Raw genomic sequence first — 24,256 nt, forward strand, 5'->3', positions numbered from 1 at the left:
CTTTCTTGTGTATGCTCCATTTCAATGCGTGCTCATACGGAAACGTTCGACGAGCGCGGACCGGATGCATTCAGGAGAGCCTCACTCATGAAAGAGGGGTCGAAGTCGGTACACGGTGCACAAGAACAAGATGTACTGAGCCAGCTCGAGGAGGAACTGGCCGACGCGCACCTGCTGCAGGAAATCAGCTCGACGTTATTCGACGAAACGGCGGTGCAAGGTCTTTACGAACGGTTGCTCGAAGCGGCGTCGCGCATCATGCGGTCCGATTTCGCAAGCATGCAGCGCTTTCACGGAGACGACGGCCTCGAACTGCTGGCCTCGCGCGGTTTTCCTCCGGAAGCGGCCGAGCATTGGCGGTGGGTCCATGTGACGTCGGGCACCACCTGTGGCGCGACGTTGCGCAGCAGGGCGCGGGTGATCGCCACGGATCTCGAAAGCCACCCCGATATCGGCGCCGCCGAACTTGCGATGTTTCGGCATTCGGGCATTCGGTCGGTGCAGTCGACACCGCTTCTGTCACGAAGCGGCGCATTGCTCGGCGTCATTTCCACTCACTGGAAGCAACCGCATCAACCCTCCGAACGCCGTTTGCGCCTGCTCGACATCATTGCTCGGCAGGCTGCGGATCTTATCGAGCGCACGACGGCGGAAGAGGCATTGCGGTTGCGGACTCGCCAACTCGTCGAAGCCGACAAGCGCAAGGACGAATTTCTCGCGACGCTCGCGCACGAGCTGCGCAATCCGCTCGCACCGATTCAGAACGGCCTGGCCGTGCTCAAGATCGGCAAGGACGAGGCGGTGCCGCTCGTGCTGCCGATGATGGAGCGGCAACTCGCGCACATGGTGCGGCTGATCGATGATTTGCTCGACGTGTCGCGCGTGAGCCGTGGCCTGATCGTCCTCAAGCGCGAGCGCATCGAGCTGCGAACCGTCATCGAAAGCGCGCTCGAGACGAGCCGGCCGCTGCTGGTGGCAGCCGAGCATCGGTTGGCGGTCGAGATACCGGTGCAGCCCGTGTGGCTCGACGCGGATTTGACTCGGGTTGCGCAGGTGCTCAGCAATGTCCTCAACAACGCGGCGAAGTACACGCCCCGAGGCGGGCGTATCGAACTCGCGGCGGAGTCGTCCGGCGATCGCGTCGTCGTCAAGATTCGCGATACGGGCATCGGCATTTCGAAGGCCATGCTGACGGGTATCTTCGAAATGTTCGCTCAGGCGGAGCAATCGATGGATCGGGCGCAGGGCGGTTTGGGCCTCGGGCTTTCCGTGGCGAAGCGGCTCATCGAAATGCACGCGGGGACGATCGAGGCGCAAAGCGATGGGCCCGGGCAAGGCTCGACGTTCATCATTCGGTTGCCCATTGCTCAGGCGCATGACATTGAGGCGGTGCCGATGCAGGTTGGGCAAGCGGGCGTTACTTCTTCTCCGAGAAAATCTCGATCGTCCGCGGCGCAGGGGCGGTGAACGCGGGACCTGGGGCTGCGCCGTCGACGATCCGCCGCACTTCCTCACGGTGCTCTTTCGGGACGAGTACCCACTCGGCGCCGAGCGCGGACGCGATCGAGTCGAGCGTCGAGCCCTTGGTATCTCCGCGACCTCGCAGAACGGCCGACAAATTCGGCACCGCCATGCCGACGATGCTGCCGATCGTGGCCAGACTCATGCGTCGACGTGCGCGCAGCGTCACAAGCTGATCCGTGAAATGCATGACGTCCGGTCCGGGAGGTAAATGTTATGGTGCAATATAACATTTATGCGCATAACTTTGCGCCGTTATGACAGGACATAAAAAGACACCCGACGGCGTTGGAACCTGATTCGCACGCAGCACGCGACAGGGCATAGGGCGATAGGAATAGGCACCCGCATCGCCTATGCTGACGGGGCGACAACCGGCTCCGTCGCGGTTGTTTATTCCTATTCCCATTCTTCGCCAGGTGCGCGCAGCAATGACCGTTCGCAACCTCGATCTCTTGTTTCGGCCCAAATCGGTCGCCGTCATCGGCGCATCGGCTCGACCCGGGAGCGTCGGCGCCAAGGTGTGGCGCCGCGTCCTGGACGGCGGCTTCAAAGGCCCCGTCTGGCCCGTCAATCCGAAGTACACGGAACTCGACGGACGCACCATCTTCTCGGATGCCGCCGATCTGCTCGAAGCCCCGTGCGTTGCGCTGATCTGCACGCCGAGCGCGACCTGGCCCGACGTGATCGGCAAGCTCGGCCGGCTGGGCACGCGCGCGGCCATTATCGTCAGCGATACGAAACGCGAGGCAGGATCGCCGGCGCTCGAGCGCGCATTGGCCGCGGCCAAGCCGTATCTGCTGCGAATCGTCGGGCCCGGCAGTCTCGGTGTCGTGACGCCCGAATTCAATGCGCATTTGGGTGCGCCGTCGTCGATGGTTCGAGCCGGGGGAGCCGCATGGGTATCGCAGTCGAATGCGCTGACGAACGCCGTGCTCGGCTGGGCCCAGGCGCGCGGGCTGGGTGTTTCGCACGCCATTGCGCTCGGGCGCGAGATCGACGTCGATGCGGGCGACGTGCTCGACTACCTCGCGAGCGATCCCGCCACGCGTGCGATTCTGGTCGAGCTATCCACCGTCCGCGCGGCGCGCAAGTTCATGTCGGCCGCGCGAGCCGCCGCGCGCAACAAGCCGGTGCTCGTACTGCGCACGGGGCGCGCCGATCCTGACGATGCGCTTTACGCTGCCGCGTTTCGGCGCGCGGGCATGGTGCGGGTCGAATCGCTCGACGATTTGATCGACGAGATCGAAACGCTCGGCGTGGGCCGCATCGCGGCGAGTTCGTCGGCCACGCTCGTCACGAGCGATCGCGGGGTCGCGGCGCTCGCCGCCGATGCGTTCGCGCAGGCGGGTACGACGCTCGCCGAGTGGCCGGGCGCGGCGGCGGACTCGATCGCGGCTGCGCTGCCGCACGCCGCGCCCGGCAATCCGCTCGTGTTGGGCAACGATGCCCAGGCGGAGCATTTCGGGCTGGCGCTGGAGGCGCTCGCGCCGCACCGCGATACGGGGACGGCGTTCGTCGTTCATGCGTCGACGTTGAGCGCGCCCGCCGCCGACGTCGCGCGCGTGCTGATCGAGCGGCAACGCCTTGCCTATCGCGGGCTGCTGGCCTGCTTCTTCGGCGGCGTCGACGAACAGACGCGCGATGCGCTGCGCGCCCACGGCATCGCGGTCCATTCGACGCCGCATCGGCTCGCTCGTGCGTTCGCGCGTCTGGTCGACTACCGGCTCGGCCGCGAGCTGCTGATGCAGACACCGCAGGGTTTGCCGGCCCAAGTGCCTGCCTGCATCGAGGCGGCGCAGTCTCAGGCCAGCGCGGCGCTCGGATCGGAGCACACGGTCGCGCTGGCCGGCGGCGAGGCCGCGCGGCTGCTGCGGGGTTTTGGATTGCAGGTCGCCGACGACGAGCTGGCGCTCGCGGCCGTGGATCGTCTCGGCGACGACGAGCATATCGTCGACATCGCAGTGAGCCTGCGCGACGACTCGAATTTCGGTCCTGTCTTCGAATTCGCCACGCCGGCCGCGGATGGGGCGTCGGCGCCGTTCGCGTTCTACGGTCTGCCGCCGCTGAACCCGATGCTGGCGCGCGAGATTGTCTCGCGCTCGCCTTACGCGCGGCGTGCGCCGGTCACGCCCGTGCTCGAAGCGTTGACGGCCTTGTCGGAAGCGGTCTGCTGCGTGGAGCAGATGGTCGGCTTGACGGTGACGATTCGGGTGACCCGCGCGCATGCGCGCCTCGTGGCGCCGCGGGTCACGCTGGCGCGCACGCGCGGCCGGCTCGCGATCGTGCCGTATCCGCGGCAACTCGAGGAGACGATCGATTGGCACGGCGAGCGATTGACGATACGGCCGATTCGCCCCGAAGACGAGCCTGCCCACAGCGCGTTCGTTTCCGCGATGACGCCTAACGATTTGCGCCTGCGCTTCTTCGGTGCGGTCAGCGGCTTCGACCACACGCAGCTCGCGCGCATGACGCAGATCGACTACGACCGGGAGATGGCGTTGATCGCGACGATCGGCGAGGGCGGTGGAGCGACCACGCTGGCCGTGGTTCGTACGATCACCGATCCGGACAACGAATGCGCCGAATTCGCGCTGGCCGTGCGATCGGATATGAAGGGCAAGGGGCTGGGCCGGATGCTGATGGAGCGCATCGTGGCCTATGTCCGTACGCGCGGCACGGGCTGTATCGTCGGGGAGGTGCTGCGCGAGAATCGCCCGATGCTGGGGCTCGCCAAGGCGGTGGGCTTCGCGACGAGTTCGACGGCGGACCCGGCCGTTGTCGAGGTATTGATGCGGCTGCGGGACGACACGCGCGCTCCGTAAGCGGGTAAAGCAGGTACGGCGGGTACAGGGCGCGCGTGGGGCGCCGCCGCGCATGGCGGCGGAGGGTTAGGGCCGGCTGCCGGCTCAGGCGGCGAGCTTCGACGCGGCTTCCTCGATGAGGCTGCGCGGGATCGACAGCTCTTCGAGCCACGCTTCGCCGTAGACGCTGCCCGTCTCGCGCTCGAGCCGCGCGATCGTCGCGGCGTTGCGCGTCGTGTCCTTCGGCGTGGCGAGGAAGGGTTTGATCGACTCTCCGGCCTTGAACGCGTCGAACAGCGGCACCCGAATGTCGTCGGGCAGCGCGCGCGTCCATTGGTAGGTCTTGCCGTTGTGCGTCAGCGCGGGCGGCAGCGTGCGTTCTTTCTTCGTGGCCGCGATGAGGCCGTAGGCCCGTGCCGCTTCGCCGATCTGATCGGGCGAAAACAGCTCGTCGGGCGTGATTTCGAACTGAGCGATATAGGTCTCGATGGCCTGCATGGCCGCGGCGCGATCGTCGCGCTTTTGCTGCGCACGCTCGACGATGCCGCGCAGTTCATCGGCTTCCTCGGCGGTGATGGTGAAGCTGGCTTGCTTTTGCTGCAGTTCGGAAAAGCGCTGGAATTCGGTATCAGTCAGAAGTTTTGCCATGGGATCGAACGACGGCGCGCGCAAACGAGGCCGCGCGCGCTTTTTTGAAGGGCCGCCATTTTAGCGTTCCTGGCGCTCGCGATCCAGGGGCGCCGAATATTCGTTAGGCTCAGGCGCGTTCGTCGTCGTGCATCTCGTGATCCGCGTGCGGCAGCGAAGCGTTCGGCCCGTCGCCGACGCGGTTGATCGTGCCTTGCGCCAACGCGACGAGCGCTTCCTTTTCTCCATCGACCACCACGATCCGGCACTGGCAGATGGCGTGTCCGCGCCCGGCGTAGATGAGTTCGGCGTGCGCGAGCAGCGTGCCGCGCACCGCCGGCCGCAGGTAATTAATCTTGTACTCGGCCGTGACGACGCGCGGCCCCAGCGCGAGCGCGCCGGCGAACGTCAATGCGTTGTCGGCCAGGTAGCTCGTGACGCCGCCGTGCACAAAGCCCTGCTGCTGACGCAGCTCGTCGCGGATCGGCAGCCGCAGTGTCACCTCGCGCTCGCCGATCTCCACGAGTTCCGTGCCGAGCAAGGTGCTGAACGGCTGAGCGTGAAGTGCACTGCGCGCGAGATCGAAAAAATCGGTCATGCCGGCTCCCTTCGGGGCGAGGCCCCGTGTCGTGTCGCGTTCCACTCTAGGAAGGGCAGCCGCGTTGCGTCAAGGAAGCGAGCGGTTGTTTCTCATTTCGTTCCGCGGCTTCGACGAATAGCGGTGTAGCGAAGTAGCGAAGTAGCGAAGTAGCGAAGTAGCGGCGCATTCGGCGGCCTCTCCCGACCAGGGGCTCAAGCAAGCCGACGACCTGCCGTTAACCCTAAGTAGTGCCGTATCGGCTTTCCTTTCGTTTTTCTTTCGGATGTTCTAGATGTTCAGCAAGATTAAGCTCGCTTCCGGCCTGTTGTTCGTATTGGCCGCATTTTGCCTGCTGCAGCTCGTGACGGGCGGAATCGGATTTTGGTTTCTGACGAGCACCCACGGCGACGTCGGCGACCTCAACAACGTCGCGCTCGTCCAAGTCAACGCGGTCAACGAAACGACGCAGCACCTGATGGACGCGCGCATCAATCTTTCGCGCGCCGGCACGCGCATGGTCGGCGGCGGCGCAGAACCCACGCAGATCGTCGATCACGCGCGCGAGCAGCTTGCGCTTGCCGACAAATCGTTCGCGCGGTTTACCGCCGCGCCGAAATCGAGCGATGAAGACCGCGCGCATGCGGCGGCCCTCGCCGAGAAATACCAAGCGCTGCACACGGCGCTCACGGAGCTGTCTCAGTATCTCGACGCCAACAACGTGAAGGCGTTCATGGATCAGCCGACGCAGTCGTTCCAAGACGCGTTCGTCGGCGAGCAGCACGCCTTCACGCAATTCGGCGATGCGCAGAGCCGCGCGTCGCTCGATTCAATCGATTCGCGCCTGGCGATGTTCCGCGGCGTGAGCCTGGCGATCCTCGCCGCGCTGCTCGCCGGCACGGCCGCCGTTTATGCAGCTCTCAAGCGCGGCGTCGTCGCCCCGCTCGAGGAAGCCGGACGCCACTTCGAGCGCATCGCGCGCGGCAAGCTCGTCGAGCCGATCGCCTCGCGCGGCACGAACGAAATCGGCCGTCTGTTCGACGGTCTCGCCCGCATGCAGGCGAGCGTGGCCCAGACCGTGAGGACCGTGCGCGACTCCGCCGACTCGATTCATCTGGGCGCCGACGAGATCGCGACGGGCAATGTCGATCTTTCTGCGCGCACCGAGAATCAAGCCGCCTCGCTCGAAGAAACCGCATCGAGCATGGAAGAGCTGACGGCCACCGTGCGTCAGAATGCCGAACATGCGCGCGAAGCGAATTCACTGGCGGACGACGCACTGCGTTCGACGTCGGAGGGCGCAAGCGTGGTCGACAGCGTCGTCGACAAGATGCGCGGCATCGCGCAAAGCTCGGACCGGATCGCCGAAATCATCACGGTTATCGACGGCATTGCGTTCCAGACGAACATCCTCGCGCTGAATGCGGCCGTCGAGGCGGCGCGCGCGGGCGAGCAGGGCCGCGGCTTTGCCGTGGTGGCGGGCGAGGTGCGCGGCCTTGCGCAGCGCAGCGCGCAGTCGGCCAAGGAAATCAAGGCGCTCATCAGCGAATCGGTGGCGCAGATCGAAGGCGGCTCGGAACTCGTGGAGCGTGCCGGCGGCGCCATGCAGAAGGTGTCGACGTCGATCTCGCGCGTCGCTCAGATGATGGCCGAGATCAGCGCGTCCTCGCATGAGCAGAGCACGGGCATCGAGCAGGTCAATCAGGCCGTTGTGCAGATGGACCACATGACGCAGCAAAACGCGGCGCTCGTGGAAGAGGCGGCCGCGGCGGCCTCGTCGCTGCACGATCAGACGCGCCAGCTCAAGGAAGCCGTCTCGGTATTCGAGATTTCGCCGGCCGTGCTCGGCGACGCGCGCTTCGCCGCCGCCGCGCATGCGGCCTCCAGCGGGCCGATGCTCGCCTACTGAACTTCGCAGTCCTTCGGCCGTCTCGGCGATTTCGGCGGTCTGCATGGCCGCCGAACCGGCTCATATCGTCCGAACCGGCTCGCCTATGCCGCGCGTGCCGCGTTCGCGTAAGAGACACTCAAACCGTCAGCGAGGCGTATGCCGTGGCCAGGTGATAGGGCGTCGTCGACGGCATGTCGGCGCGCGCCACGTCGCCGGCCGGCGTGAGGCACTCGTACCAGCCGCGCGCGTGCAAGAACCGTGCTTGGAAGCGCGGGATCTGCAGCACCAGCGTTTCCAAATCCTCGGCACGACCTCGCGTGGCGAGCGCGCGCAGATATTCCGTCTGCGCCCAGATCCGCTGCGTCGCGTCTTTGACTCCACCCGTTTCGTCGAGCGCCGCGCACACGCCGCCCGTTGCGTGATCGACGCCGTGCCGCTGCGCGAAATCGAACGCGCGCGCCAGGTCGCCTTCCAGCCCCGATGCCGAGACGACCGGCCCTGCCCGCTTGACCAGATAGAACCATTCGAATTGATGCCCCGGCTCGAGCCGATTGTCGGCGCTGCCGATCGGCAGCTCGGCGATCGCCCCCGTCGGCGCATGGACGAAGCCGCGCGCCACGGCGCCCGTCAATTCCTTCAAAGCAGCTTCGTAGCCGGGCTCGCCCGTTGCCTCGTAGGCGGCCAGGTAGGCCTCCGTCAAATGCATCAGCGGGTTTTGCAGCGGACCGGTGCGCGGCGTCGAGAAATCGGCGTCGAGCGCGGCATGCAGCAGCGAATCGGACGCGGCGAACCGTGCCTGCACGAGCGAGGCCGTTTCGTCGATGACACGCAATGCATCGCGATCGCCCGTCGCGGCGGCGTACTGCGCGCAGGCAAAAATCACGAACGCGTGCGTGTAAAGGTCCTTCGTCGTGTCGAGCGGCGCGCCTTGCGCGTCGACGCTGTAAATCCATCCGCCGTGCTTCGCATCATGGAAATACCGGCGCATCGCATGAAAGAGTTGCTCGGCATGCGCCGCATCGCCCGCCGCCGAAAATACGAACAATTGCCGCGCGCAGGCCATGGCCCGGTAGCGCAGGACCGGCAGCGGCGCGTGATCGTCCGCGCCGACGGCCTCGTACGGTAATTGCAGGGCATGGTTGTAGCCGGGTCCGCGCCAGATTGGTAGGACGGTTTGCACGTAATGTGCGTGCAGGGCTGCGGCCTCGGCCGCGATCGAACGCTCGATCGAAATGGACATGATGCGGTTTGGCTTGGGGACGAAACGGCGCGCGCCCATACGGCGATATGGCGCCGCGCGAAGCGCAAAGGATAATGCAAAGCCGCGGCGGCAGGCAGCCCGGCGACGAGAAAGGAGGCTGGACCATGCTTGGCAACAGCGAACTCATCATGCGGCTGATCCTGGCCGCCATCCTCGGCAGCGTCATCGGGTTCGAGCGGGAGCGGCAGTCGTGGGCGGCGGGTTTGCGCACGCACATGCTCGTCTGCGTGAGTTCGGCGCTCGTCATGATCGTGTCGGCGTTCGGTTTTGCCGACGTGCTAGGCCGCCCGAACGTCGTGCTCGACCCATCGCGGATTGCGGCGCAGGTCGTGTCAGGTATCGGCTTTCTTGGGGCCGGCGCCATTTTGCTGCGCGGCGAGGTGATTCGCGGGCTGACGACGGCGGCGAGCGTGTGGGCCGTCGCCGCGATCGGCTTGGCGGTCGGCGCGGGGCTCAATACGGCCGCGATCGCGGCAACCGTCATCATCCTGGCGATCCTGGCCGGAATGAAGCCGATCGAGCGGCACTACATCTCCATGCGGCTACGGCGGCGCGTGACATTGCGGGTGGAGCACGGCGCGCTCATGCTCGATTCGCTGCGGTCAATACTTGGGCGCTCGAGCGAGCGGGTCAAGCAATTCATCGTTCAGCAAAGCGAGGAGGAGCCGGAGTACGACGACGTCGTGATCGGCTTCTCGCGCGTCTCCAACGACGAGTTCATCAAGTTGTGCGACCTGCTTCGTCGTGCGTCGTGCGTGCGGGACCTGCGCGAAGAGATCGAGAACGGCGAGAGCGGCAACGGCAGCGAAGATGCGCGAGCCGACGGCCGCTGAGATCTTTCGCTTGGGGCACGGCCGTCGAGGGAGGCGGCTATTCGCTGCTTGCCGCCGAGGTCGCGGGGCGAACCGATCATGAGACAATACCGGGTACGCAATATGCTTGAAAACAATTCCAACGAGTCGCGCGCGAGCGCGGCCGTCACCACACGCCATGGCAGATTCAGCAGCATCCTCTTCCTCCCGTTTGCGAGGCGCTTCGCCCGCCAAAAGCCGGGCGCGCGCCGCTTCGTCGAGCGAAGAGCGCCGACCCGCACGCACCGCGGCCGAGCCGGAACGGCAGACGGCGCGCGCGGATAACCTTGAGCAGGACGGCTCTTTGGCGTCCTTGCAGAACTTCGATCCGCGCCAAGGCACGCTGCTGGGCTTCGAGCTGCCGGCCGATAGGGTGGATAGGGTGGTCGCTATGACGATGACGACTGAGAACGAGCATGTCCTTGCCGAGCCGGCGGCGGCGGGAGAAGCCGGCGATGCCGCGCAGGGGAGTCCGGCTGCGGTTGAGGACTCGGTAGCGGTTGAGAAGCCGGTTGAAGTTGCGCAGCCGGCAACGGTTGATAAGCCGGCTGCGGTCGAGAAGCAGGCTGCGGTCGAGAAGCAGGCTGCGGTGGAGGAGCCGGTTGAAGTTGAGCAGCCGGCAACGATCGAGAAACCGGTTGTCGACGAGAAACCGGGAGCGATTGAAAGGCTTGCCGCAGCCGAGAGACCGGCTGCCGCGGGTCGAGCGGCGCCGCCCATGCAGGACGAGGAAGCTGCGCGCGATGATGCCGTTTCCGCTGCTGCGTTTTCCCCTGCGAAGGTCGCGACGCCGGAGCGGGAGTCCCGCCCGGAGCCCGCGCGAGCAAGACCGGGCGCGCTCGGCGACGCCGCGCGTGCCATGCAGGCCGGCGGACGTTCAATCCGTCGGCCGCCTACCGGCGCCGCAACGTATTTCGTCGATGAAGGCTCGCTCGGGTTCGGCAAATCCGAAACGGCCGCACTCGCCATGAACCTCGCCTCGCTGGAGGAGGCTTTCGTCGAAGAGCGGGGTGCGGCCGAAGCGCGCTTGCACCGTATGCGGCGCGGGCTGACCTTTGCCGCGGGAGGGCTGGCAGTGCTCCTCGTCGTGGCCATCGGCCTGATCGTTGCGCTGCTCGGCTTCGACAATCGTCTGCAAGCCACGCAGGATCAGCAGCAGTCGGCCTTGAACCAGCAGCAAGCCACGTTGACGGCCTTGGCGAGCGCTCCGTCGGCATTGTCGGCGGGCCTGCACACGAGCGATGGCCAGGTGACGGCGCCTGACGGGGCGCCCGTGGCATCCGCGGCGAATGCCGCCGAGCAGCATCCGGCGCACCATGCCAAGTCCACTCACGCGCGGCATCGCAGAGTACGGGCAAGGCAAACGGAAGCGGAAAGGGAATGGATGCGGTCCACGTATGCCGGGCACTGATTTAGCCGGGCATTGATCCCGCTTCGACTTGCCCGGCCGTGGCGCCGGGCAACCGCTCGGCGCCGCCGATGGCGTGCGGCGCCGGAGCTTCCATCATCCTCGTTCGACTCCCTTCCATCGTTTCAGCAACAGCGCGTTCGTCACGACGCTGACGCTCGAAAACGCCATCGCCGCCCCGGCAAACATCGGATTGAGCAGCCCGAGCGCCGCGAGCGGAATGCCGATCAAGTTGTAGACGAAGGCCCAAAACAGGTTCTGCTGAATCTTCCGATACGTGCGGCGCGAGATGTCGATCGCATCGGCCACGAGCGCGGGATCGCCGCGCATGAGCGTGATTCCGGCCGCATGCATGGCCACGTCGGTGCCCGTTGCGAGCGCGATGCCGATGTCGGCCGCTGCGAGTGCGGGCGCATCGTTGATGCCGTCGCCGGCCATCGCGACCACCTGGCCCGTGCGCGCCTTGAGTTGCGCGACGATGACGGCTTTGTCTTCCGGAAGGACCTGCGCATGGACCTCGTCGATACCGAGTGCGGCCGCGACGCTGGCTGCCGCGCCTCGGTTGTCGCCCGTCACGAGCACGCTCCTCACGCCGCGCGCGGCCAGTTGCTCGACGGCGGCGCGGGCGCTGGGTTTGACGGTATCGCCGAAGGCGAGCAACGCGAGCGTTTCCGCCGGCACCTCGCCGGCACCGGCGCGGATGAGCCAAGAGACGGTGTTGCCCGCGGCTTCCAGCTGCTCGGCGCGGGCACGCGCCTGCGCGGGCGGCTCGGCGCCGAGTTCGCCGAGCCAGCGGTCGTTGCCGACGCAAACGATGCGCCCGCCGATCTCGGCTTGCATCCCGCGCCCGGCAACCGCCTGCGCGTGCCGGGCGGCGGGCAGGCTCGAAGACGGCTCGCGTAGCTCGCCCTCGTCTTCGCCCTCGTCGAGAGACCGTGACGGCGCCGACTGTGCGTCGTACTCGGCCAGGAGGGCACGTGCCAGCGGATGATCGCTGTTGTGCTCGACCGCGGCGGCGAGGGCCAAGGCGGCATCGCGGGCGATGCCGAACGACTCGAATGCGACGAGCGTCGGTTTGCCCGTCGTCAGCGTCCCCGTCTTGTCGAACGCGACGATCGATACGCGCTGCGCGAGTTCGAGCGCCTCGGCGTCCTTGATCAGCACCCCATGGCGCGCGGCGACGCCCGTGCCGGCCATCAGTGCCGCCGGCGTCGCGAGCCCGAGTGCGCAGGGGCAGGCAATGACGAGCACGGATACCGCGTCGAGAATCGCGGTTTGCGCCGGCGCGCCCGCGAGCAGCCACCCCGCGAGCGTTGCCGCCGCGAGCACGAGGATCGTCGGCACGAACACGGCGCTGACGCGGTCCACTAGCCGCTGAATCGGCGCCTTCTCCGCTTGCGCGCTCTCGACGAGCCGAATGATGCGTGCGAGTGTCGTTTCCGCGCCCGTGGCGGTCGTCGTCACGTCGAGCGTGCCTTCGCCGTTGACCGATCCGGCGGTCACGCGCTCGCCGGGACCTTTTGCGACGGGCAGGCTTTCTCCGGTGATCAGCGATTCGTCGACGTGCGTTTGCCCCGCGGCAACGAGCCCATCGACAGGCACGCGCTCACCGGGCCTCACGACGACGATCGTCCCGACACGCACCTGTTCGAGCGGTACCTCGCGCACGTCGCCGAGTTCGTCCTTGACCCGTGCCCGGTCGGGCCGCAGCGCGGCCAACGCGCGAATGGCGTCGGTCGTTTCGCGCTTGGCGCGGGCTTCGAGCCACTTGCCGAGCCGCACGAGCGTGATGACGACGGCCGATGCCTCGAAATACAGGTGCATGGCATCGCCGGGGTGCGCGGCCATCTGCCAGACGCTCAAGCCGTATGCGGCCGACGTGCCGAGCGCGACGAGCAAATCCATGTTGCCGGCCCGTGCCCGCACGGCGCGATAGGCGCTGACGTAAAACCGGGCGCCGCAGACGAATTGGACGATGCTGGCCAGCGCGAGCTGCAGCCATGCCGGCAGCACCGACGCGATGCCGAACGGTGCGGTCAGCATCGGCAGCGCGAGCGGTGCGCTCAGGAGTGCCGCCAGCACGAGCGCGCCCAGCTCTCGCCGCGCCTGCCGCACACGAGTGTCGCCTATGTTCGTCGAAGCGTGCTCGTCCGCACCGCTCGGGTCCTGCTCGTGCACGACGGGCCGTGCCTGATACCCCGCGCGGACGACGGCGTCGACGAACTGTTGCACGTCGCCGGGTGCAGCCGGTGCGGCGGCTCGCACCGTCGCGCGCTCGGTGGCCAGATTGACGGAGGCCCCGGTCACCCCGGGCACACGCGCGAGCGCTTTTTCGACGCGCGCGGCGCACGAGGCGCACGTCATGCCTTCGATATCGAGTTCGGTCGTCGACACGTCGACGCCGGTGAGAGAGACTAAGTCGGTCATGATGGCTGAGACGACAAAAACGGGCGGGCGATTGCTGCAATGAACACACTATCATCCTTCCCATGATGGGAAGGTCAAGCGCTTGAACGGGGTCCGTCGTGCGCATGCGCATCGGTGCAAGGGAGCGCGCCGATAGCAGCCGATAGCGATAGATAGTGGGATCGGTGCCGCGATGCCCGACGCGCAACGGACTGAACGTCACATCGCCGTTTTATCCTCGAGTTTGGGCTACTTCTTGCTTCGCGGCCGAGGATACGATAAAACGCTCTCGCGATTCGTGATTTGTTATTCGTCATTCGAAGGGGAATTCGAAGCACAATCCGAAGCAGAGTCGAGGTAGCGCGAGATCCCGGCCGGATCGGACGCCGCATACGGTGCAAGGCGGACACTAGGCCGCCCGATGCCTAGTTAAAACAGAACGTACACATGACAATTAAAAATCGAAAACCACTGCTGCCCGTGGGGGCCCGTCCTTGGCTGGCATGCGTTGCCGCCGTCGTCTTCGCGGGGTGTGCCGCGCCTCAGAAGGCGCCCCCGGCGTCGAGCACGAGCGGCTGGACCCAGGACGAAGTCGTCGATTCCTACGTGTTCGGTTATCCGCTCGTCGTCATGTCGACGGCGCGCGCCCAGGCCGTCGCGGCCGCGGGCACCGATGCGGGGGCGGCGCTGAACACGCTCCACGCCATGCCGATGACTGAAACGGCGGGCGACGATCTGCCGCCGTTGGCCGACGTCGACACCTTATCGGCCAACGCATGGCTCGACCTGTCGCAAGAGCCCGTGATCGTCTCGGTGCCCAATACGCGCGGACGTTTTCTCGACGCGCGCGTCCTCGACATGTGGACGAACGTCGTCTGGTCGACGGGCGCGGGAGCGAACGCGCGCACGGGCGCGCCCAAGGCGCAGACGATCGCGCTCGTTCCGCCGGGCTGGGACGGCCAATTGCCGTCGGGGGTCGAGCGTGTCGACGCACCGAGCAAGAACCTGTGGCTCGGCGTGCGCATTGCCGCGCTCGATGCGCGCGAAGTACCGTGGGCACGCCGGCTGCTGAACGAAGTGCGGGTCGCGCCGCTGTCCGCTTATGTGAGCGACGAGCATGAACGCCATGCCGCTCGCGGCAAGGGCAAGCACGGCAAGCGCGAGCGTATCGCCGCGCGTGACCGCGACGACGATTCGCAAGAAAGCGTCGCCGTGGTCTCGACGGGCCTCGACGCGAACGCGGCCGCCGTCACGCAGCTCGACGCGAATGGATTCTTTGGAAAGCTCGCGGACGCGATGCGCGACAATCCTCCGTCGGACGCCGACGGCAATGCGTTGAAAGAGCTGGCCGATATCGGCGTGAAGCCGGGCGACGCGGTTCACTTCCCCAACGGTTCGGCTACGGCGATCGCGGCAGGCGTGGCAGCCGGCGTCAAGCGGGTGCAGCAGCCGCCCGTCAATGCCGTGTCGGGCAACGGTTGGAGTTGGACCGGCGACGGCACGGGCAACTACCGCGACGATTACGCGCTGCGGGCCTATGCGACGGTTTCGCACGCGGGCGCCGCGACTTCGCACGACGAAGTGTTCCCGACGGCGCTCGTCGACGGAGACGGCAAGCCGCTCGACGGCAGCAACGACTACGTGATGCATTTCACGCGCAAGGCGTTGCCGCCGGCCCGCGCATACTGGACGATCACGGCCTACACGCCGGATGGCGCGCTGGTTGCGGGGCATGTGCCGCATCGTTCGATCGATTCGCACGATCGCTTGCGGCGCAACCGCGACGGCTCCATCGACATCTACGTGTCGTCGAAGTCGCCGGGCCGGGCGCATGCGGCGAATTGGCTGCCGGCTCCCGAGGGTCCGTTCCAACTCGTCATGCGGCTGTATGCGCCGCAGGCGTCGGCGACGGACGGAAGCTGGATGCCGCCGGCGGTCGTGCGTCGATAGCATCGAAGTAACGTCAGAGGTTTGAAGCGAATGCAGTGGAGTGAGCGAGCGTGACTGGAGCCGTGCGATGACGAGCGAGCCGAAGGGCAGCCTGGCGAGCCGACTGGGCGATAAGGTGCGGTCGCGCGGCGCTCGCCGCACGGCGATCGGCGTAGTGATTGCCGTGGCGCTGTACGGGTTGCTCGGCTTTTTCGCGGCGCCGCCGCTGATTCGGCACGTCGCCCAGCAGCAACTCGGCAAGACGCTCGATCGGCCCACGACGATCGGCAAGGTCGCGCTCAATCCCTACACGCTTCGGCTCGAAGTGGACGGCGTGCATGTGGCCGAGCGCGGCGGCGCCGGTGAATTCGCGTCGATCGGGCGGCTCGTCGTGCGCGTGTCGTGGATGACGCTGCTGCGTTTCGCGCCGATCGTGACGGAGCTGCGGGTCGATTCTCCGAGCGTCAACGTGGTGCGCTACGACGCGCAGCGCTTCAATTTCAGCGACATCGCCGAGAAATTCGCGAAACCGTCGGCGCAGCCGTCGTCGGGCCCGACGCTGTTCTCGGTGTCCAACATCGCGGTCGACAACGGTCATGTGACGTTCGACGACCGCCTGCTCGGCGCGAAGCACGTCGTCGATCAGCTTTCGCTCGGCGTGCCGTTCATTGCGACGTTGCCGTCGCAGACCGACATCTTCGTCGATCCGAGTTTTTCGGCGCGCGTAGACGGCTCGCCGATTTCGATCAGCGGCAAGACCAAGCCGTTCGCGAAATCGCGCGAGTCGGACGTGGCATTGACGTTCAGCGGCCTCGACGTGCCGCGTCTGCTTTCCTACGTGCCGACGAAGCTGCCGCTCGAGGTGCAGAGCGGCAAGCTCGCCGGCGATCTCAAACTCCGCTTCGTGATGTCGGCCGAGAAGCCGACGCTGACGGTCACGGGCACGGCCGATCTGACCGATGCCCAGATCCTCGACGCCACCAAGGCGCCGTTTTTCTCGGCGCAGGCGCTGCACGTCGCGGCGGCGGGGCTCCAGCCGCTCGCGGGCGTTTATCGTTTCGACGAAATCCGTCTCGATCAGCCGTCGTTGCATCTGACGCGCGAACATTCGGGCGCGCTGAGTATCGCGAGTGCGTTCGCCTCGCAGTCTCATCCTGCCGATGGGAAAGCCGGCCAAGCGCAAGCCGCTTCGGATGCATCGGGTGCCGCCGCCGCATCCGCGCCGGCCGGTTCTGCCTCGACGCGGGCCTCCGCGGCTTCTACGGTTTCTACTGCCTCTGCGGTCTCTGCTGCATCTGCTGCCTCCGCCCCTTCTGCGGCGTCCGCCGCTTCCGGCTCGGGCGCATCTGCCCCGGCCGCGGCGAGCGCGGCCCAGCCGGCTCCGCTCGATGTGTCGATCAAGCACTTCGCTTTGAACGACGGCAGCATCGCGCTCGAAGATCGGGTACTTGATCGGGCCGTATCGCTAGATCTCACGAAACTGACGGCGACGGTCGACGATCTTTCGACCGTGGGCGCGGACAAAGCGCACTACTCGATTCAGACGGCACTCAAACAAGGCGGCTCCATCGCGGCGACCGGTGCGCTCGGCTTGGCGGCAAAGCAAGCCGATGCTCAGTTGACGATCGACAGCCTTGCCTTGCCGGTGGCGCAGCCTTACTTGGATGGGGTCACCGGTGCCCGCGTGGCCGACGGCACGCTCGGCGCCAAGCTCGCGCTCGATGCCGACTGGTCGAAAGCAACCACTCAGCTGCGTGTCGGCGCCGGCGAGGTGACGCTCAAATCGCTGAAGGTGATGGGCCCCGACACGGCGAAAGGCGCCGCGCCGGCCGTCGCGCTGACGCAGGGCAGCGTCGCCATCAAGAGCGTCGATATGGCGGCGCAGTCGGCCGACATCGAGCGTGTCGAAGCGATCGGACTCACGGTGTCCGGCTCGCGCGAGAAGGATGGCCGTATCAGCTTCGCCGAACTTGCCCAGCCGCCGCGAGCGACGCAGAAGGAACAAAGGCAACAAGCGCAACAAGCGCAACGAAGGGAAAGGGCGGAAACGGAGAAGGTTTCGGAGCATGGGGCGGAACATCATCCGCATGCGAATTCGAACGCGCATCGCGCTGACGAGCCGACCAAGGCAACCGAGACGAAATCGGCGCAATCCGGCTGGCACTACCGGATCGGCGAACTCCTCCTGAAGGACGGCGCCGCCGACATCACCGACGAAGCCGCGCCGAGCCCCGCGAAGCTGCACGTTGCGCCGATCCAGCTCGACGTCCGCAACATCACCGAGGACCTGAGCCGGCCGCTCGCGATCAAACTCGAGGCATCGCTCAATGGCAAAGGCACGTTGGACGTGGGCGGCAATATCGTGCCGAGCCCGCTCGACGCTTCGTTGACGGTGGAGGCGAACCGGCTCGATCTCTCGCCGTTCGAGCCGTATTTCGGCAGCAGCCTCAATGCGAAGATCGCCAAGGCGGAGTTGAACGCGCGCGGCCAGGTCAAGGCCGTCATGCCGAAGAGCGGTGCGCCGTCCTACAGCTATCGCGGCTTCGCGTCGCTCGTCGACGTGCGCTTGCTCGACCGTACGAACTCGGCGCCGCTCGCCGGCTGGGGCACGCTGGGAATCGGCGGCATCAACGCGCGCTACGATTCGCATGGCTTGAACCTCGACATCGCGCGCGTGACCTTCGCGCACTTCTTCGGGCAGGTGCTGCTCGATCCGCAAGGCAAGCTGAACCTGAACGATGTGCTGGCGCGGCAGCGCGAGGCATCGAACGAGCCGGCGGGTAAGCAGCAGAAGGCGCCGACGGCTACCGCGCAAGTTCAAACGCCGGCGCCGAGCGCGCCGTCGATGCCGCTGCACGCGCGCATCGGCCAGATTTTGCTGCAGCAGGGTCACGTCAATTACACGGACGACTTCGTCAAGCCGAATTACAAGGCCGACCTCGAGGACATCACCGGCACGATCGGCACGTTCGGCACCGACATCGCGACGCCGGCGCCGGTGGATATCAGCGCGAGCCTGGCCAACAACGGCCCGATCGCGATTCGCGGCACGGCGAACCCGCTGGCACCGAAGCCGACGCTCGATCTGAGCGCGAGCGCGCACGATATCGAACTGAAGAACCTCACGCCTTACTCGCTGAAGTACGCAGGCTATCCGATCACGCAGGGCAGCCTCGACGTCGATCTGCACTACAAGCTCGACAACGATCAACTCACCGCCGAAAACCATCTCGTCATCGATCAATTGACGTTCGGCGATCACGTCGAAAACGGCACCGAGACCCACTTGCCGGTCCGCCTGGCGATCGCGCTTCTGAAGGATTCGCACGGCAAGATCGATGTCCGCATTCCGGTTTCGGGATCGCTGTCGAATCCGCAGTTCAGCTTGGGCAGCGTGATCTGGGGCGCCGTGAGGCACCTGATCGAGCGGGCCGTCACCGCGCCGTTCTCGCTGCTCGCGAACGCGTTGGGCGGTGGTGGAAACGGCTCGGCCAGCGCGGCGAACCTCCAATACATCGCGTTCGCGCCGGGCTCGGCCGCGCTGTCCGATTCGGCGCGCGCGAAGCTCGATACGCTCGTCAAGCTGCTCGGCGAAAAGCCCGGCGTGAAGCTCGATTTGAGCGGGCGCGCCGACCAGAACGTTGATACGCCGGGCCTGCGGATGGCCTATGTCGACGATCTCGTCAAACAGGCGAAGGCGAAAGCATCGGGAAGCGGCGGGCAGCCTGTCGATCCGTCGACCGTCACGGTCAGCCCGGACGAATACCACCGCTACCTGGTCCAGGTGTACAAGGATGCCGATTTCAAGAAGCCACGAAATTTCGTAGGCCTAACGAAGACGCTTCCCGATGAGGACATGAAGCGAGCGCTCGCTTTCCATGCGCCCGTGAACGACACGAGCGTGCAGGCGCTCGCCGATCAGCGCGCGCAAAACGTTCGCCAATATCTGAGCCAGAAAATCGATGCGAGCCGGCTCACGATCGTCGCGCCGCATTTTGGGACGGAGGGCATGAAGGACAACGGCCCGGCAACACGCGTCGATCTCGCGCCGGCGAGCTGATCGGACGATCGGGCGAGGCACTCGCTGCCGAGCGCCTTTGCGCGCCGGCGGCGGGCCGCCTTCGATCACGGATTTCCGTTCTCTGTTTTTTGTTCCGTGATCGCTGTTGCGTAATAGCCGCATCCGCGCCGTGGCATTTGCACCGAAATTGGGCGACGCTGCTACACTAGTCGCGCTATCGTCGTATCAATCCTATCCACCACACTCAACCACCTAGGGAGGCGTTCGATGTCCAAAACCGCGCTTGCAGCCGTCCCGAACGTGGCACGTGTTCTCCCTCGCGGCATGCGACGCTGACGTCGCGATTCTCGTCGCCGCGTTCAGCCGGAGTCATCCGGCGCGCAAACCGGCTTTCTTGCATTTCCTGCATTCCAACTAGTTCGCCGCTCCAAGCGGCGTAGCGGCGTCGCCGACGTTTACCGTCTGCGTCGCGAAGCGTTTTCTTTTCATTTCAATGGCCCCGGGTGCGGCATGTTCCCCGGGCGGAGCGCCTATGACTCGCAAGATACTCGATCTTGGCGGACAGACGTTCAAGGACGTCTTTAGATTCGCCTTTACCTACTGGATGCGGCAGCGCTGGCGAATTGCCGGCATCGTCGCGGTCGCATTGTCGATGGCCTTGGTCGACGTGCTGACGCCACTGTTCGCGGGACGTCTCGTCGATGCACTGGCCGGTGCGGGCCATGCCAAAGCGAGCGCGCTGCACGGCGCCCTCGAATCGTTCGCGGCGCTGATCGCGCTTGCGCTCGGCAGTGCCTTGCTCCGCTATCTGACGTTCGCGGGCATCATCGCGCTGACGCTGCGGATGATGAGCGAGATCGGCGGCGACGCGTTCCACCGCGTGCAGCGCCTGTCCACCGACTGGCATGCGAACAGCTTCGCCGGCTCGACCGTGCGCAAGATCACGCGCGGCATGTGGGCGCTCGACATGCTCAACGACACGCTGATCCTCGGCTTGTTGCCGTCGGTGGTCATGCTCGTCGGCGCCACGGTCTTGCTCGGCATGCATTGGCCGGTGATGGGTGCCGTCGTCGGCGCGGGCGCCGTGCTCTATATCGCGACTACCGTCGCGCTGACGATCGGCCTGGTCGCGCCGGCCGCACGTCTCGGCAATGCGTGGGACACCCGCATGGGCGGCGCGCTGGCGGACGCCGTCACCTGTAATTCAGTCGTCAAGGCGTTCGGCGCGGAAGTGCGCGAAGAGCAACGCTTCGCGCGCGTGATCGGCAAGTGGCGGCATCGCACGAGCCGGGCATGGGTGCGCGGTACCGTCAACGGCAGCGTGCAGAACGTCATGCTTGCGGGGATGCAGGCGGCGATGCTCGGCGTCGCGCTCTATCTGTGGATGAACGGGCGGGCCGGCGTGGGCGACATCGCGTTCGCACTGACGATGTTCCTCGTTCTGCAAGGCTATCTGCGCGACGTCGGCATGCTCGTGCGTCAACTGCAGCGGTCCGTCAACGATATGGAAGAGCTGGCGCAGCTGACGCGCCAGCCGCTCGGCATTGACGACAAGCCCGGTGCCGGCTCGCTCGTGGTCGAGCGCGGCGAAATCCGCTTCGAACACGTGACGTTCCGGTACGACGCGCATGCGGCGCCGCTTTATGCCGACTTCTCCGCGCGGATCGCGCCGGGCGAGCGCGTGGGGCTGATCGGCCATTCGGGCTCGGGCAAGACGACGTTCATCAAGCTGATTCAACGTCTGTACGATGTCTCGGGCGGCGAGATCACGATCGACGGGCAAAACATCGCCGGCGTTCGTCAAACTTCGCTGCGCGCGCAGATTGCGATCGTCCAGCAAGAGCCGCTGCTGTTTCACCGGTCGCTTGCCGAGAACATCGCCTATGCCCGGCCCGGCGCTTCGGCCGTGGAAATCGAGCGTGCGGCGCGGCTCGCGAACGCGCACGAGTTCATCACGTCGCTGCCGAAGGGGTATGACACGCTGGTTGGCGAGCGTGGCGTGAAGCTGTCGGGCGGCGAGCGGCAACGCGTCGCGATCGCGCGGGCGTTTCTCGCCGATGCGCCCGTGCTGATCTTCGACGAGGCCACGTCGAGCCTCGACAGCGAGAGCGAAGCGTTGATTCAGGAGGCGATGGAGCGGTTGATGGTGGGACGCACGACGCTCGTCGTGGCGCACCGGCTCTCTACCGTGCGGGCGCTCGATCGCTTGCTCGTGCTCGACAAAGGACGCATCGTCGAAGAAGGCGATCACGATGCGCTGATCCGGCTCGAGCACGGCTTGTATCGGCGGTTGTTCGAACGTCAGGCACTCGAGTTGACGAAGGGGCTCGACGCACGGCCGGTGTCCCCGGCCGAACCGGTAGCGACGGCGGCGGCCGTGGCTTGAGCAATCTCACAATCGCCTTGGAAGCCGGCTCTGCGCCGGCTTTTTTTCGCCTTCATCTCGCCTGTCGCTACCTGGAGCCGATGCGATGAAAGCGTCGAATTTGCCTAAAGAAATTGGTAGTAAATTTGTTATTTGAATCCTTAATCGATAGATTGAAATGAAATTCCGTGTTAATGCATTTCATTGTAATGTAATCGAAAATTTATCATACATAATAGTTAGATAAGATTAGTGACACCTATCTAATCAGAGAATTTCCCTTACGCAAAACGCAGTTTGCTGCTTCACTCCAATTCGCCGTCCGGCGCACCCGCTAAGGGTTCCATCGCGGCATCGTTTAAAACACCGTATGAATGTCAATCGGCGTTTTGCCGAATAAATTGGAGGAAGTGGTATGACCAGGTCTTTCAAGAAAAAAATCCTGACCGGTTTGACTGCATTAACGGTCGGCAGTGCCCCGCTTGCCGGCTTCGCAACTTTGACGGTATTTCTTTCGCTTGCCGCACCGAGCGCCGCAATGGCCGACACCGCACCGTCGGTCGACAATTACGCGGCGACGCAATATCCGATCGTGCTGGTCCACGGTCTCTCGGGCACCGACCGTTACGCGAACGTGATCGACTACTGGTACGGCATCCCATCCGATCTCGAATCGCACGGCGCGCATGTCTACGTCGCGAACTTGTCGGGCTTCCAAGGCGATTTGGGCCCGAACGGCCGCGGCGAACAATTGCTCGCCTACGTCCAGCAAGTGCTCGCCGCCACGGGCGCGCAAAAGGTCAACCTGATCGGTCACAGCCAAGGCGGACTCGACGTACGGTACGTGGCGGCGGTGGCGCCTCAACTGGTCGCGTCCGTGACGACGATCGGTACGCCGCATCGCGGTTCGGAATTCGCGGACTTCGTCGCCGGAGTCCTGGCGAAAGATCCGACGGGGTTGGCCGAGCCGTTGATTGGGCAGTTCGCCAATCTGCTGGGCACGCTGTTCAGCAGCAACTTCAACACGAACCAGGATGCAATCGCCGCATTGACCGCGCTGACGACTTCGGGCGCGGCTCAATTCAACCAAGCGGTGCCGAGCGCTGGCCTCGGGGCGCCCGGCTCGTGTCAGACGGGCGCGCCGACGGAAATGGTCGACGGCAACTTGCACTACCTCTATTCGTGGGCCGGCAGCGCGATTCAACCCACTTGGTCGGCACTCGGCATGCAGGGCGCGAGCGACACGAGCGTATCCGGACCGTTCGATCCGGCCAATGTCTTGGACCCGTCGACGCTTACCTTGCTCGGTTCGGGCACGGTGATGATCAATCGCAACTCGGGCCCGAACGACGGTCTCGTATCGGTCTGTAGCGCGCTGTTCGGCCAAGTGCTGAGCACGAGCTACCACTGGGATCACGTCGACGAAATCAACCAAGTGCTGGGCGTGCTGGGCCAAAACGCCGAAGATCCGGTCGCGGCCATTCGCACGCATGCCAATCGTTTGAAACTCCAGGGGCTGTAACAATGACGATGCGCCCTGCCGATGCAAAGAAGACCGCGGGTACGCTCGCGCTGTTCGGCCTCGCCGGTTTCGCCGCGGCTGCCGTGGTCTGGTATTTCAACGCGCCGGCCAGGGCGCCGCACGCGGGCGCGCAGCCCATCGCCACGGCGGCCGCCGCGCCGCTCGCGCAGGCGGCGCGGGCCGGGTCGATTCCGGCCGCGCCGTCGTTGCCCGGCGCTCTGGCGGGCTCGATGCCGCCGCGGCTGCCGCTCGACGAGCGAGGCCATTTGCGCAAAGCGCGCAGTGTGCGCGATTTCTTCGACTATTTCCTGACGGCGCAGAACCAGATGCCGCACAAGGCGCTCGATGCACTCGTGCATCAGGAGATTGCCGCGCAACTCGACGGCACGGTGGCCGAACCCGAAGCGCTCGATGTATGGCAGCGCTATCAGGCCTACCTCAAGGCGCTGGGCAGCCTCGACATGCTTTCCGCACAGGCACCTGCCGATGCCGTCGGTCGCACGAGCGACCTCGATGCGATGCAGTCTTCGCTCGACCAGCGTGCTGCGCTGGCGAGCCGAACGCTCGGCCCCGATTGGAACGAGGCGTTCTTCGGGCCCGATTGGCGGCACGCGCATTACATGATCGAGCGCTGGCGCGTTCAGCGCGATCCGACTTTGACCGACGCCCAAAAGGCCGCTCGCCTACAAGCACTTGAAGAAAGTCTGCCGCCTCAGGAGCGCGCGGCACTCGACCGAGATCGACATGCGCAGGCGCAGGTTCATGCAGTGGCACAACTCGCGCAGCAGGGGATGACGCTCGATCAGCTACGCGCGCAAGCGACGCAGAAGCTTGGACCGCAGGCGGCCGAACGGATCGTGAAAATGCAGCAGGACAACGACGCATGGCACGCGAAATACGCCGACTACGCAGCGCAACGCGCGCGCATCGACGCGATGGGCCTGTCCGCTGCCGATCGCGATGCGCAGGTGGCGCAGCTACGGCAACGGGTGTTCACCGATCCGGCACAGGCGCTGCGCGCAGCGGCGCTTGATGGAGGGGCGGGGCACTAAGGCGTGCAACGAGCGAGGCCT

15 protein-coding genes are annotated in these 24,256 nt (G+C 65.7%); 10 read left to right on the top strand and 5 right to left on the bottom strand.

Features of this window, described 5'->3' with window-relative positions; genetic code table 11:
* Positions 1–87 precede the first annotated feature (87 nt).
* Positions 88–1,467, top strand: a complete 1,380-nt coding sequence (locus DWV00_RS03570; RefSeq protein ID WP_181885336.1) for a sensor histidine kinase — start codon at positions 88–90, stop codon at positions 1,465–1,467.
* Here the strand turns inward: DWV00_RS03570 and DWV00_RS03575 are convergent.
* Positions 1,418–1,711, bottom strand: a complete 294-nt coding sequence (locus tag DWV00_RS03575) for a helix-turn-helix domain-containing protein (RefSeq protein WP_115532110.1) — start codon at positions 1,709–1,711, stop codon at positions 1,418–1,420. The two genes, DWV00_RS03570 and DWV00_RS03575, sit on opposite strands and share 50 nt — an antisense overlap.
* Before the next feature lie 241 nt (positions 1,712–1,952).
* Here DWV00_RS03575 and DWV00_RS03580 point away from each other — a divergent pair, with 241 nt between their 5' ends.
* The gene (locus DWV00_RS03580; RefSeq protein WP_115532111.1) at positions 1,953–4,346 is read left to right on the top strand and encodes a bifunctional acetate--CoA ligase family protein/GNAT family N-acetyltransferase; all 2,394 of its coding nucleotides are present in this window, start codon (positions 1,953–1,955) and stop codon (positions 4,344–4,346) included.
* A gap of 84 nt (positions 4,347–4,430) precedes the next feature.
* Here the strand turns inward: DWV00_RS03580 and DWV00_RS03585 are convergent, their stop codons facing one another.
* Positions 4,431–4,973 (bottom strand): hypothetical protein, encoded by a 543-nt coding sequence (locus DWV00_RS03585; protein WP_115532112.1) that lies wholly within the window; start codon positions 4,971–4,973, stop codon positions 4,431–4,433.
* Positions 4,974–5,082: 109 nt separating this feature from the next.
* Positions 5,083–5,550, bottom strand: a complete 468-nt coding sequence (locus tag DWV00_RS03590; protein WP_115532260.1) for a PaaI family thioesterase — start codon at positions 5,548–5,550, stop codon at positions 5,083–5,085.
* Positions 5,551–5,824: 274 nt separating this feature from the next.
* Here DWV00_RS03590 and DWV00_RS03595 point away from each other — a divergent pair, with 274 nt between their 5' ends.
* Entirely contained in the window at positions 5,825–7,438 is a 1,614-nt protein-coding gene (locus tag DWV00_RS03595; protein ID WP_115532113.1) for a methyl-accepting chemotaxis protein, read from the top strand.
* Between the two features lie 118 nt (positions 7,439–7,556).
* Here the strand turns inward: DWV00_RS03595 and DWV00_RS03600 are convergent, their stop codons facing one another.
* On the bottom strand, positions 7,557–8,660 hold the full coding sequence (locus tag DWV00_RS03600) for an AGE family epimerase/isomerase (protein WP_115532262.1): 1,104 nt from the start codon (positions 8,658–8,660) through the stop codon (positions 7,557–7,559).
* 125 nt (positions 8,661–8,785) lie between these two features.
* On the opposite strand from DWV00_RS03600, the gene DWV00_RS03605 reads away from it, so the two are divergent.
* Positions 8,786–9,514: an MgtC/SapB family protein gene (locus DWV00_RS03605; RefSeq protein ID WP_115532261.1), complete on the top strand. Its 729-nt coding sequence runs from the start codon at positions 8,786–8,788 to the stop codon at positions 9,512–9,514.
* A 322-nt stretch (positions 9,515–9,836) separates the two neighbouring features.
* Positions 9,837–10,943, top strand: coding sequence for a hypothetical protein (locus DWV00_RS03610; RefSeq protein ID WP_147297827.1), 1,107 nt, complete (start codon positions 9,837–9,839; stop codon positions 10,941–10,943).
* 93 nt (positions 10,944–11,036) lie between these two features.
* On the opposite strand, the gene DWV00_RS03615 is transcribed toward DWV00_RS03610, so the two are convergent.
* Entirely contained in the window at positions 11,037–13,367 is a 2,331-nt protein-coding gene (locus tag DWV00_RS03615; protein WP_115532115.1) for a heavy metal translocating P-type ATPase, read from the bottom strand.
* A 426-nt stretch (positions 13,368–13,793) separates the two neighbouring features.
* Here DWV00_RS03615 and DWV00_RS03620 point away from each other — a divergent pair, with 426 nt between their 5' ends.
* The 5 genes from DWV00_RS03620 to DWV00_RS03640 all read left to right on the top strand — a co-directional run bounded on the left by DWV00_RS03620 (position 13,794) and on the right by DWV00_RS03640 (position 24,235).
* Positions 13,794–15,296: a DUF1254 domain-containing protein gene (locus DWV00_RS03620; protein ID WP_115532116.1), complete on the top strand. Its 1,503-nt coding sequence runs from the start codon at positions 13,794–13,796 to the stop codon at positions 15,294–15,296.
* Positions 15,297–15,363: 67 nt separating this feature from the next.
* Positions 15,364–19,335: a DUF748 domain-containing protein gene (locus DWV00_RS03625; RefSeq protein ID WP_115532263.1), complete on the top strand. Its 3,972-nt coding sequence runs from the start codon at positions 15,364–15,366 to the stop codon at positions 19,333–19,335.
* 493 nt (positions 19,336–19,828) lie between these two features.
* Positions 19,829–21,682 (top strand): ABC transporter ATP-binding protein, encoded by a 1,854-nt coding sequence (locus tag DWV00_RS03630; protein WP_115532117.1) that lies wholly within the window; start codon positions 19,829–19,831, stop codon positions 21,680–21,682.
* A gap of 394 nt (positions 21,683–22,076) precedes the next feature.
* Positions 22,077–23,183 carry a triacylglycerol lipase gene (locus DWV00_RS03635; protein ID WP_115532118.1) on the top strand — a complete coding sequence of 369 codons (1,107 nt, stop codon included), beginning with the start codon at positions 22,077–22,079 and terminating at the stop codon, positions 23,181–23,183.
* Positions 23,184–23,185: 2 nt separating this feature from the next.
* Positions 23,186–24,235 (top strand): lipase secretion chaperone, encoded by a 1,050-nt coding sequence (locus tag DWV00_RS03640; protein WP_245964697.1) that lies wholly within the window; start codon positions 23,186–23,188, stop codon positions 24,233–24,235.
* The last annotated feature ends 21 nt before the right edge of the window (positions 24,236–24,256 follow it).

The organism is Trinickia dinghuensis, assembly GCF_003367175.1.
Lineage (GTDB): Bacteria > Pseudomonadota > Gammaproteobacteria > Burkholderiales > Burkholderiaceae > Trinickia > Trinickia dinghuensis.

Excerpts from the sequence above, each read along its gene's own strand:
- DWV00_RS03570 (WP_181885336.1), top strand. The coding sequence starts at position 88 with ATGAAAGAGGGGTCGAAGTCGGTACACGGTGCACAAGAACAAGATGTA.
- DWV00_RS03575 (WP_115532110.1), bottom strand. The coding sequence starts at position 1,711 with ATGCATTTCACGGATCAGCTTGTGACGCTGCGCGCACGTCGACGCATG.
- DWV00_RS03580 (WP_115532111.1), top strand. The coding sequence starts at position 1,953 with ATGACCGTTCGCAACCTCGATCTCTTGTTTCGGCCCAAATCGGTCGCC.
- DWV00_RS03585 (WP_115532112.1), bottom strand. The coding sequence starts at position 4,973 with ATGGCAAAACTTCTGACTGATACCGAATTCCAGCGCTTTTCCGAACTG.
- DWV00_RS03590 (WP_115532260.1), bottom strand. The coding sequence starts at position 5,550 with ATGACCGATTTTTTCGATCTCGCGCGCAGTGCACTTCACGCTCAGCCG.
- DWV00_RS03595 (WP_115532113.1), top strand. The coding sequence starts at position 5,825 with ATGTTCAGCAAGATTAAGCTCGCTTCCGGCCTGTTGTTCGTATTGGCC.
- DWV00_RS03600 (WP_115532262.1), bottom strand. The coding sequence starts at position 8,660 with ATGTCCATTTCGATCGAGCGTTCGATCGCGGCCGAGGCCGCAGCCCTG.
- DWV00_RS03605 (WP_115532261.1), top strand. The coding sequence starts at position 8,786 with ATGCTTGGCAACAGCGAACTCATCATGCGGCTGATCCTGGCCGCCATC.
- DWV00_RS03615 (WP_115532115.1), bottom strand. The coding sequence starts at position 13,367 with ATGACCGACTTAGTCTCTCTCACCGGCGTCGACGTGTCGACGACCGAA.
- DWV00_RS03620 (WP_115532116.1), top strand. The coding sequence starts at position 13,794 with ATGACAATTAAAAATCGAAAACCACTGCTGCCCGTGGGGGCCCGTCCT.
- DWV00_RS03625 (WP_115532263.1), top strand. The coding sequence starts at position 15,364 with ATGACGAGCGAGCCGAAGGGCAGCCTGGCGAGCCGACTGGGCGATAAG.
- DWV00_RS03630 (WP_115532117.1), top strand. The coding sequence starts at position 19,829 with ATGACTCGCAAGATACTCGATCTTGGCGGACAGACGTTCAAGGACGTC.
- DWV00_RS03635 (WP_115532118.1), top strand. The coding sequence starts at position 22,077 with ATGACCAGGTCTTTCAAGAAAAAAATCCTGACCGGTTTGACTGCATTA.
- DWV00_RS03640 (WP_245964697.1), top strand. The coding sequence starts at position 23,186 with ATGACGATGCGCCCTGCCGATGCAAAGAAGACCGCGGGTACGCTCGCG.